General features: G+C 66.3%; 1 protein-coding gene. It reads right to left on the bottom strand.

Annotation, left to right across the window (positions count from 1 at the left end; genetic code table 11):
• Positions 1-150 precede the first annotated feature (150 nt).
• A partial coding sequence (locus A5744_RS25220; RefSeq protein WP_205866299.1) for a PE/PPE C-terminal domain-containing protein occupies positions 151-826 on the bottom strand: 676 nt, incomplete at its 5' end.

Here is an 826-nt window from a genome sequence, read left to right as displayed (position 1 = left end):
TCGTCAACGACGTCGACCCCGCACCGGCATACAACCGCGCAGAATTAACCTCCGGCGGCAACGCACCAAAATCAATCGACATGTGATTCCTCCTCAATGACGTTCCGGCGCAAGGCGTTCGGGATGTGGTTGCTAGTAGCGGGCATTTCTTTATCCTGCCGAGGGTGGTCGGGTGAGTACGTTGTAGCGGAAGCCGTAGCGCACGCCGAGGTTGCCGCTGCGTTGGGCGCCGCGTCCGCCGACGAGGGGGACGCCGCGCATGGCGGCGTTGGTTCCGGCGGCGTTGGCGCCGTCGGGGTTGAGTAGCTGGGTGCTGACGAGTTTGGTGGCGGTTTGTTCTTCGGCGCCGGTGGCGCTGGCCCAGCTTTGCGGGACCGACAGTCCGCCGATTTTGGTGGCCGAGGACAGGCTTGCCGTGGGCACGGCGGCCGGGTGGAAAGTCCACCCGCCCGCGCCCAACGCCGCAAACTGCGGCGTGACGAAGAACGCACCACTTGCGCCGGCCGTCGATCCCACCGGCCCGTTGAACAACTGCTGCCCAAGTTGTGAGCCAAACGCCGCGAGGCCAACACCGAAATAGGCCTGGGTTCGTTTGAGGATTGTGTCGAAGTTTCCGGGGGCCAGCCCGAGCCAGTTGTTGGTGGGGGTGGGCAGGCCTTGGGTGGAGAGGTTGGTGAGCAGGTTTTGTAGCCAGGTGAAGGGCCCGGTCGTGGTGGTGGCCGCGGTAGTGGCTTGGGTGGTGGGTGCGGTGCTGGCCGCGGCCAGTTGCGGGGTGACCGCGGCGACGTTTTGGGCGGAGTTGCCCGCCGGGGTGGCCTGGGCCTGG

The sequence above is a fragment of the Mycobacterium sp. IS-1264 genome (assembly GCF_001954195.1).
In the GTDB taxonomy this organism is placed as follows: Bacteria; Actinomycetota; Actinomycetes; order Mycobacteriales; family Mycobacteriaceae; genus Mycobacterium.
The sequence above is the reverse complement of the archived record's forward strand: the minus strand, read 5'-3'. Positions and strand labels throughout refer to the sequence as shown.